The 8399-nt window shown below is 74.1% G+C and carries 8 protein-coding genes; 5 read left to right on the forward strand and 3 right to left on the reverse strand.

All coding sequences use genetic code 11. The features are described 5' to 3' along the window. A partial coding sequence (locus NWP09_RS09830) for an LLM class flavin-dependent oxidoreductase (RefSeq protein WP_258275333.1) occupies window positions 1-458 on the reverse strand: 458 nt, incomplete at its 3' end. A 92-nt stretch (window positions 459-550) separates the two neighbouring features. Then, complete coding sequence (locus tag NWP09_RS09835) at window positions 551-1015, reverse strand: hypothetical protein (protein ID WP_258275334.1); 465 nt, start codon at window positions 1013-1015, stop codon at window positions 551-553. 203 nt (window positions 1016-1218) lie between these two features. Between NWP09_RS09835 and NWP09_RS09840 the strand changes: the two genes are divergently transcribed. The 5 genes from NWP09_RS09840 (at window position 1219) to NWP09_RS09860 (ending at window position 7380) form a co-directional block, all read left to right on the forward strand. Next, window positions 1219-1653, forward strand: a complete 435-nt coding sequence (locus NWP09_RS09840; RefSeq protein WP_258275335.1) for a hypothetical protein — start codon at window positions 1219-1221, stop codon at window positions 1651-1653. A 93-nt stretch (window positions 1654-1746) separates the two neighbouring features. Next, window positions 1747-4263 (forward strand): ATP-dependent Clp protease ATP-binding subunit, encoded by a 2517-nt coding sequence (locus NWP09_RS09845; protein WP_258275336.1) that lies wholly within the window; start codon window positions 1747-1749, stop codon window positions 4261-4263. Window positions 4264-4343: 80 nt separating this feature from the next. Then, the gene (locus tag NWP09_RS09850) at window positions 4344-4787 is read left to right on the forward strand and encodes a methyltransferase domain-containing protein (protein ID WP_258275337.1); all 444 of its coding nucleotides are present in this window, start codon (window positions 4344-4346) and stop codon (window positions 4785-4787) included. Next, window positions 4784-5752, forward strand: coding sequence for an FAD-dependent oxidoreductase (locus NWP09_RS09855; protein WP_258275338.1), 969 nt, complete (start codon window positions 4784-4786; stop codon window positions 5750-5752). Before NWP09_RS09850 ends, NWP09_RS09855 begins: the two co-directional genes overlap by 4 nt. Continuing rightward, on the forward strand, window positions 5749-7380 hold the full coding sequence (locus tag NWP09_RS09860) for an MFS transporter (RefSeq protein ID WP_258275339.1): 1632 nt from the start codon (window positions 5749-5751) through the stop codon (window positions 7378-7380). The genes NWP09_RS09855 and NWP09_RS09860 overlap by 4 nt, the downstream gene beginning before the upstream one ends. A gap of 6 nt (window positions 7381-7386) precedes the next feature. On the opposite strand, the gene NWP09_RS09865 is transcribed toward NWP09_RS09860, so the two are convergent. Beyond that, window positions 7387-8193, reverse strand: a complete 807-nt coding sequence (locus NWP09_RS09865; RefSeq protein ID WP_258275340.1) for a DUF805 domain-containing protein — start codon at window positions 8191-8193, stop codon at window positions 7387-7389. Between the last annotated feature and the right edge of the window lie 206 nt (window positions 8194-8399).

The raw sequence follows: 8399 nt of genomic DNA on the forward strand, positions 1-8399 counted from the left end.
TCGCCGCGCAGCGCGCGGCGGAAGCGGGCGGCGCGCTCGCGCGCGACCGCCGACCAGCTCTCGCCCGGCGCGATGCCGAGCCCGAACTGCTCCTGCCCGTCGACCGCGGGCTCGGGCGACCCGCGCGAGATGCCGAGCTGCAGCCGGCCGCCGGTGAGCAGGTCGGTCGCGCTCGCGATCTCGGTCATCGCGACGGGCTGCTCGTAGCGCAGGTCGACGACGCCCGTGCCGAGCTCGAGCGTCGAGGTGCGCGCGCCCATCGCGGCGAGGAGCGGGTAGGGCGTCGCGAGCGACCGGTCGAAGTGGTGCACGCGCACCCACGCCCCGTCCATGCCGGCTTCCTCGGCGGCGACGGCGAGGTCGACGTGCATCTTCAGCGAGTCGCCGGCGGTCGGCACGCGCGACCCGACGACCGCGCGGTAGTGGCCGAAGGAGAGGAACCCGATCCGCTTGCGCATGCGAGGTGGAACGGGCCGGCCGCCGACGGCATTCCGTCGTGCGGGAGCGCCCCGCCGGTCGACGGGGCGCTCCCCTGGTGGGCGGATGCGCGTCAGTCGTCGGAGTCGGCGCTCGCGGCGGACGCGGGGGAGGCGGGCGACGCGGGTGATGCCGGCGAGGCCGGCGACGCGGGCGTGGCCGCGGAGACCGGGCTGGGTCCCGAGTGGTCGACGTCGCCTGTCGCCTGCGGGGCCGGCGCTGCGGGGGTTGCTGCCGGCGCGGGAGCGGCGGTCGCGGACGGAGCCGACGCCGCCGACTGCGCCGATGCCGGGGACGGCGACTGGGCGGTCGGCGCCGACGTCGCGGTCGGGGCGGAGACGATCGACGCGTGGTCGTCGCTGCTCGCGATGGTCACGGTGCCGCGCTCGAGCACGTCGCCGCGCAGCTGCGCGGCGTCGATCGCGCGGCCCTGCGCGTCGTGCAGCTCGACCGCGTTCGCGACGCCCGCCGCGCTCGCGGCGATCGCGCCGAGGCCGAGCGTGGCGGCGGTGCCGATGGCGATCCACTTGGTGTTCATGGTGGTCCTCCTGCTGTCGTGCCGCACATGCGGCGTCGTCGATGGCTCCACTCTCGCGAGCGGCGGTGAGGCGAGGAGGAGGGCGGGATGAGAGCGCTCTCACCCGCTGTCCCCGCGTCGCGGGAGGAGGGGAGCGGGAGCGCGCACTTCGGAGCATGATGGGGCCGGGCGCGAACGCGCGACGACCGAGCAGGGAGGACGGCATGGCTGAGCACGACGAGGCGACGCTCTCGAAGGAGGAGCGGGCCGCGCTCAAGGCGCGCACCGCGGAGCTGCGGCGGCAGGCGAAGGGCGGCAACAAGAAGGAGCGCGACCGGCAGGACGTGATCGAGGCGATCGAGGCGCTGCCGGAGCCCGACAAGACCCTCGCCGAGATGGTGCACGAGGTCGTCTCGGAGGTCGCACCCGACCTCGATCCGAAGACCTGGTACGGCTTCCCCTCCTACGCGCGCGACGGCAAGGTGCTCGTCTTCTTCCAGCAGGCGTCGAAGTTCGACGAGCGCTACTCGACGCTCGGGTTCCAGACGAACGCCAACCTCGACGACGGCGACATGTGGCCGACGTCGTACGCGGTCATCGCCGACACCCCCGCGGTGCGCGAGCAGATCGCGGCGCTCGTCACCAAGGCGGTGAGCTGACCCGCGCGGCGGGAATGCGCTCCCGCTCCCAGCGTTCTCCAACTTGAGTCGAGCAGACTCAAGTTCGACGGAACGACTTCCAGGGAGATGCACATGGCGGCCATCTACGGGCCCATCGGCGACGGATCCTTCGACGACTTCATCGCTCGGATCCTGCAGGGACAGCGCGTGCCCGCGCAGCGCTCGATCGACCTCTCGCGCCTCGTCTCGCGGCGCATGAGCTCGGTCATGGCGAGCGCGGTCGAGTACGCGCGCGCCCACCGGCACCCCGAGGTCGACGCGCTGCACCTGCTGCACGCCCTGCTCGAGCTGCCGCAGGTGAGCGCCGCGATCCGCGGCGCCGGCGCCGATGAGGACGCGCTGCGCGCGACGGTCGAGGATCGCATGCCGGCCGACGGCGATCGCGAGATGCCGAACCCGCCGTCACTCACCGCATCCGCACAGCGCGCCCTGCGCGACGCCTACCAGATCGCGCGCGCGAACGGCTCGAGCTACATCGACCCCGAGCACCTCTTCTTCGCGTTCATCGTCGCCGGCGACAGCGCCGTCGGGGCGCTGCTGCAGGAGGCGGGCATCACGCCCGACGCGCTGCAGCGCGCCGCCGCCGAGGCGCAGCGCGCGGCGATCGAGCGGCAGGCGCAGCCGTCGAAGGCGGTCGACCCGAACTCGGCCACGCCGACGCTCGACGAGTTCGGCATCGACCTCACCGAGCGCGCGCGCAACGGCGAGCTCGACCCGGTCATCGGCCGCGCCGACGAGATCGAGCAGACGATCGAGATCCTCTCGCGCCGCACGAAGAACAACCCGGTGCTCATCGGGGAGGCAGGCGTCGGCAAGACCGCGATCGTCGAGGGGCTCGCCCGCGCGATCGTCGAGGGCGCCGTGCCGAAGTCGCTCGTGGGCAAGCGGGTCGTCGCGCTCGACCTCACCGCGATGGTCGCCGGCACGCGCTACCGCGGCGACTTCGAGGAGCGCATCACGAAGGCGATGGACGAGATCTCGGAGCGCAAGGACGAGCTCATCGTCTTCATCGACGAGCTGCACACGATCCTCGGCGCGGGCGGCAACGAGGGGGCGATGGACGCGGCGAACATCCTCAAGCCGCGCCTCGCCCGCGGCGACCTGCACATGATCGGCGCGACGACGCTCGCGGAGTTCCGCCGCATCGAGAAGGACGCGGCGCTCACGCGCCGGTTCCAGCCGGTGCTCGTCGCCGAGCCGAGCGTCGAGGATGCCGTGCGGATCCTCGAAGGGCTCGCCTCCGCCTACGCCGAGCACCACCGCGTCACCTACACCCCCGAGGCGATCCGCGCCGCGGTCGAGCTCTCGCACCGCTACATCAGCGACCGGTTCCTGCCCGACAAGGCGATCGACCTCATCGACCAGGCCGGCGCGCGGCTGCGGCTGCGGCTCGGCGCGAAGGTCGACGTCGACGCGCTCGAGAAGGAGCGCGCGCACCTCGAGGAGCAGAAGCGCCAGGCCGTCGAGGCCGAGGAGTTCGAGGAGGCGACGCACCTGCGCGACCGCATCGCGGCGATCCAGGCGTCGATCGAGTCGGGCTCGGGCGAGGACGGCGTCGTCGACGAGCAGCAGATCGCCGAGGTCGTCTCGCGCGCGACCGGCATCCCCGCGTCGCGCCTCACCGAGGGCGACCGGCAGCGGCTCGCGCGCCTCGAGGAGGAGCTGCACGAGCGGGTCGTGGGGCAGGCGGATGCGGTGAGCGCGGTCGCGAAGGCCGTCCGCCGGTCGCGCTCGGGGCTCGGCGACGCGGCGCGGCCGATCGGCTCGTTCCTGTTCCTCGGCCCCACGGGCGTCGGCAAGACGGAGCTCGCGAAGGCGCTCGCGGAGAGCCTGTTCGGCTCGGAGAGCGCGCTCGTGCGCTTCGACATGTCGGAGTTCGGCGAGCGGCACACGGTCGCCCGCCTCATCGGCGCCCCGCCCGGATACGTCGGCTACGACGAGGCCGGCCAGCTCACGGAGAAGGTGCGGCGCCAGCCGTACTCGGTCGTGCTGCTCGACGAGATCGAGAAGGCGCACCCCGACATCTTCAACCTGCTGCTGCAGGTGCTCGAGGACGGCCGCCTCACCGACGGCCAGGGGCGCACGGTCGACTTCCGCAACACCGTCGTCATCATGACCTCGAACCTCGGCAGCGAGTTCCTCGCCTCGCGCTCGGGCCCGATCGGGTTCACCGCCGGCGACGGCACGGGCTCGCCCGACGACCTGCGCGCGAAGGTGATGGGGAAGCTGCGCGAGCAGATGCGGCCGGAGCTCATCAACCGCATCGACGAGATCGTGCTGTTCCAGAAGCTCGAGCCGGCGCAGCTGCGCGAGATCGTCACGCTGCTGCTCGACCGCGTCGGCGACCGCCTCGCCGCCCAGGACGTCGCGCTCGAGGTGACGGATGCGGCGCTCGGCTGGCTCGCGGAGCACGGGTACGAGCCCGAGTACGGCGCGCGCCCGCTGCGCCGGCTCATCCAGCGCGAGGTCGAGGACCGCGTCGCCGACCTCATCGTGGGCGGGCTCGAGCGCGGCCGGGTGCGCGTCGACGTCGCGGGCGACGAGCTCACGGTCGCGGCCGTCGACGAGGTGCCGACGCCGGCGATGTAGCGGGTCGGGCGGGCGCGGGGCGGATGCGCCCTTGCGCCCGCCCGCGGCGCCCATCATGCTCGCCTGACAAAGGAGGCGACATGGCCGAACTCTCCTCGCGGCTCGCGGCGATCCTCGACGCGCTGCCGCTGCGCCCCGGCATGCGGGTGCTCGAGCTCGGCTGCGGCCCGGGCGCGCTCGCCCGGGCGATCGCCGAGCGCGTCGGTCCCGAGGGCTTCGTGCTCGGCGTCGACCGCTCGATGATGGCCGTGCAGGCGGCCGAGCGGCAGTCCGACGCCGGCAACCTGAAGTTCCGGGTCGTCACCGCCGAGGGCTTCCGCCTCAAGGCGGGCGAGGCGCCCTTCGACCTTGTCGTCGCCATCCGCGTCGGCGCGCTCGACGGCCGCCACCCCGAGCTCGAGGCCGCGGCGATGGAGCGGCTGCGCGCCGCGACCGTGCCCGGCGCGTCCCTCTTCATCGACCGGGGCGACCCGCTCGTCGAGGTGCCGCTGCACGAGGCCGAGGCCGGGCCGAAGATCGCGTGAGCGGGCAGCGGATCGCCGTCGTCGGCGCGGGCGTCATCGGGCTGTCGACGGCGCACGAGCTCGCGGCGGCGGGCCACGACGTGACGGTGCTCGCCGAGCTCGACCCGCTCGACACCACCTCGGCGGTCGCGGGCGCCATCTGGTTCCCGTACGCCGCCGAGCGCTCTGCGGCCGTCGACGCGATGCTCGCCTCGACGCTCGCGCGCTGCACCGCGATCGCCGGCGACCATCCCGAGGCCGGCGTCGACCTCCGCTCGGGCGTCATCATCGAGCGCTCGGCGGAGCCCGACCGCTCGTGGACGGCGTGGGCGCACGCGACCGAGGCCGACGCATCCGCCCTGCCCCCGGGCGCGACCGGCATGCGCACGACGGTGCCGCTCGCGACGATGTCGCTCTACCTGCCGTGGCTGCGCGATCGGTGCGCGGCGCTCGGGGTGCGCTTCGAGCGGCGGGCGATCCACGACCCGGATGCGCTCGCGGGCGGCTTCGACGCCGCGGTCGTCGCCGCCGGGGTGCGGTCGGGCGCGCTGCTCGGCGACGACACGACGGTCGTGCCGATCCGCGGGCAGGTCGTGCGCATCGAGAACCCCGGAGTCGAGGAGTTCGTGATCGACGACGACGAGGGCGATGCGATCACCTACCTGCTGCCGCGCCGCGACTGCCTCGTGCTCGGCGGCACGCACGAGGTGGGCGCGACGTCGCTCGAGCCCGACCCGGCGATCGAGGCCGGGATCCTCGAGCGCTGCGCCCGGCTCGTGCCGGTCGTGGCGGGTCGGCGGATCCTCTCACGCGCGGTCGGGCTGCGGCCCTGGCGCCCGACGCTGCGCGTCGAGCCGGTGCCGGGCCGGGCGCTGCCGATCGTCGCGGCCTACGGGCACGGCGGCTCGGGCATGACGCTCTCGTGGGGCACCGCCGAGCGGGTCGCCGCGCTCCTCGACGCCCCTCCCGCTCAGGAGCGCTCGTGAGCACCAGCCCCGACGCGGCTGCGCCCGAGCGGTCCGTGCGCTACCGCTGGTGGGGGCTCGTCGCCATCAGCCTCGGCGTCGCGCTCATCATCATGGACTCGACGATCGTCTCGGTCGCGATCCCCGCGATCGTCGACGACCTCGGCATCTCGAGCACCGAGATCCAATGGGTGCAGGAGATCTACACGCTCGTCTTCGCGGCGCTCCTGCTGACGTGGGGGCGGCTCGCCGACCGCGTCGGCCGCCGCCGCATCAACCTCATCGGCGTCGTGGTCTTCGTCGCCGCGAGCGTGCTGTGCGCCGTCGCCGACACCGGCGCCCTGCTCATCGCCGGCCGCGCGCTGCAGGGCCTCGGCGGCTCGATGATCCTGCCCACATCGCTCGCGCTGCTCAACGCGAGCTTCCACGGCCGCGAGCGCGGCATCGCGTTCGCCGTGTGGGGCTCGACGATCGGCGGCATGGCGGCGATCGGCCCGCTCGTCGGCGGCTGGCTCATCGAGCACGCGAGCTGGCGCTGGGCGTTCGGCATCAACGTGCCGGTGGGCGTGCTCATCGTCGCTGGGCTGCTGCTGTTCGTCGCCGAGTCGAAGGAGCGGGCGACGGATGCGCACGGCCGGCTCGACCTGGTCGGCGCGGCCCTGTCGATCGTCGGCTTCGGCGCGCTCGTGTTCGGCCTCATCGAGGGGCGCAGCTACGGCTGGTGGCTCGCGGAGGACGCGGCGCCCTTCACGGTCGGGCCGCTCTCGCCCGTGCCGGTCGCCTTCGCGGTCGCGGTCGTCGCGCTCGCGGCGTTCGTCCTCGCCGAGCTCGCGCGCGGCAGGGCGGGCAAGGGCGTGATCCTCGACCTGTCGCTGTTCCGCATCCCGTCGTTCGCGAACGGCAACGTCACCGCGCTCATCGTGAGCTTCGGCGAGTTCGGGCTCATCCTGTCGCTGCCGCTGTGGTTCCAGAACGTGCTCGGCTTCACCGCGTTCGAGTCGGGGCTCGCGCTCGTGCCGCTCGCCGCCGGCTCGTTCCTCGCGAGCGGTGCGGTCGCCGGGCTCGCGCGCCGCTTCTCGCCCATCGTGGTCGTGCGCATGGGCCTCGTGCTCGAGATCGCGGCGATCGCGGGGCTCGCGCTGCTCATCCGGCCCGACTCGACCGCGTGGCTCACGTCGTCGGCGCTCCTCGTCTACGGGGTCGGCGTCGGGCTCGCGACGGCGCAGCTCACGAGCGTCGTGCTCGCCGACGTGCCGGTCGAGCGCAGCGGCCAGGGCTCGGCGACCCAGAGCACCGCGCGCCAGACCGGCTCGGCGCTCGGCATCGCCGTGCTCGGCACCGCGTTCTTCTCGACCCTCGCGAACGGCACCGAGGATCGCCTCGCCGACGCGCTCGCGACCACGCCGGCGCTCGCGCCGCTCGTCGAGTCGGTGCGGGCGAGCTCGGGCGGCACGATCGCGGCGCTCGCGGCCGATCCCTCGACCGCGTTCGTCGCTGACGCCGCGCGGGCGGCGATGACGGATGGCACGGCGCTCGCCGCGTGGATCGCCGCGGCCGCGCTCGTGGTCGGCCTGCTCTCGAGCCTGCGCATCCGCCCGGCCGGCCGCTCGACGACCGAGCGGCCCGAGGCGGCCGAGCTCGCCGACTGACCCGCGTCAGGGCTGCTTCGGCCCGTTCCCCGAGGACTGGTCGTCGTAGGGCCGGTCGCCGTAGGGCCGGTCGCCGTAGGGCTGGTCGCCGTACGGCTGGCCGCCGTAGGACTGGCCGCCGTACGACTGGCCGCCGTACGACTGCCCGTAGGGCTGGCCACTGTAGGGCTGGCCGCCGTAGGGCTGCTGGCTCGCGGGCGCGCTGTACGGCTGCGGAGCCGGTGCGGGCGCCGACCAGGCCGCGTCGTAGCCCGCCTGCCCCGCGTAGCCGGCGCTGTATGCGCCGCCGGCGCTGTACACGCCGCCGGTGCTGTACGCGCCGCCGGCGCGCCGCGCCGGGTCGTACTGGGCGCCCGCCGGGTTGGAGGGGAGGAAGCACATGACGAGCGGGACGATGCCGAAGCCCACGAGGTTCAGCAGCGAGAACGCGCCGTGGAAGTTCGCGTCCTGGAGGCGCCGCCACATGACCGCGTAGGTCGGCAGGAGGAAGGCAAGCGACACGAGCGCGAGGAGCCCGATGCCGAGGAGCATCCCGCTCGTGAGCCCCGCGAACTCCTCGGCGAGCGCGGCCTCGTCGAGCGCGGCCCCCTGCGTCTCCGCAGCGCGCGCCATGATGCCGCCGAGCGCCACCCAGTAGGGGATCGAGGCGACGAGCGCGACGAGCGTGGTGAACAGCATCGCCCACCAGAACTCGCTGCGGCTCGCGCGGCCGGAGAACTTCACGTAGCCCTGGAAGAAGCGCTGCACCGCCTGCCCGAACGAGGCGCCGTGGAGGGGCTGGCCGACGGGGACGTGCGCTGCGGTGCTGGTCACGCGCTCATCATCACCCATCGCGCGCTCCAGGGCACGCGTTCGGCGATCTTCGTCGCCGTGTCGCTAGGGCGTGAGCCCCGCCGCGAGCACCGCCGCCGCGAGGTCGCGATCGCCGCGCACCTCGATGCCGGCGTCGCCGAGCCCCAGCCGACCCCACGCGAGGAGCGCGAGCGACCGCGCCGGCCCGGCGATGCGCACCTCGGCGG

It is taken from the genome of Agrococcus sp. HG114 (assembly GCF_024723325.1).
Classification (GTDB): Bacteria; Actinomycetota; Actinomycetes; order Actinomycetales; family Microbacteriaceae; genus Agrococcus.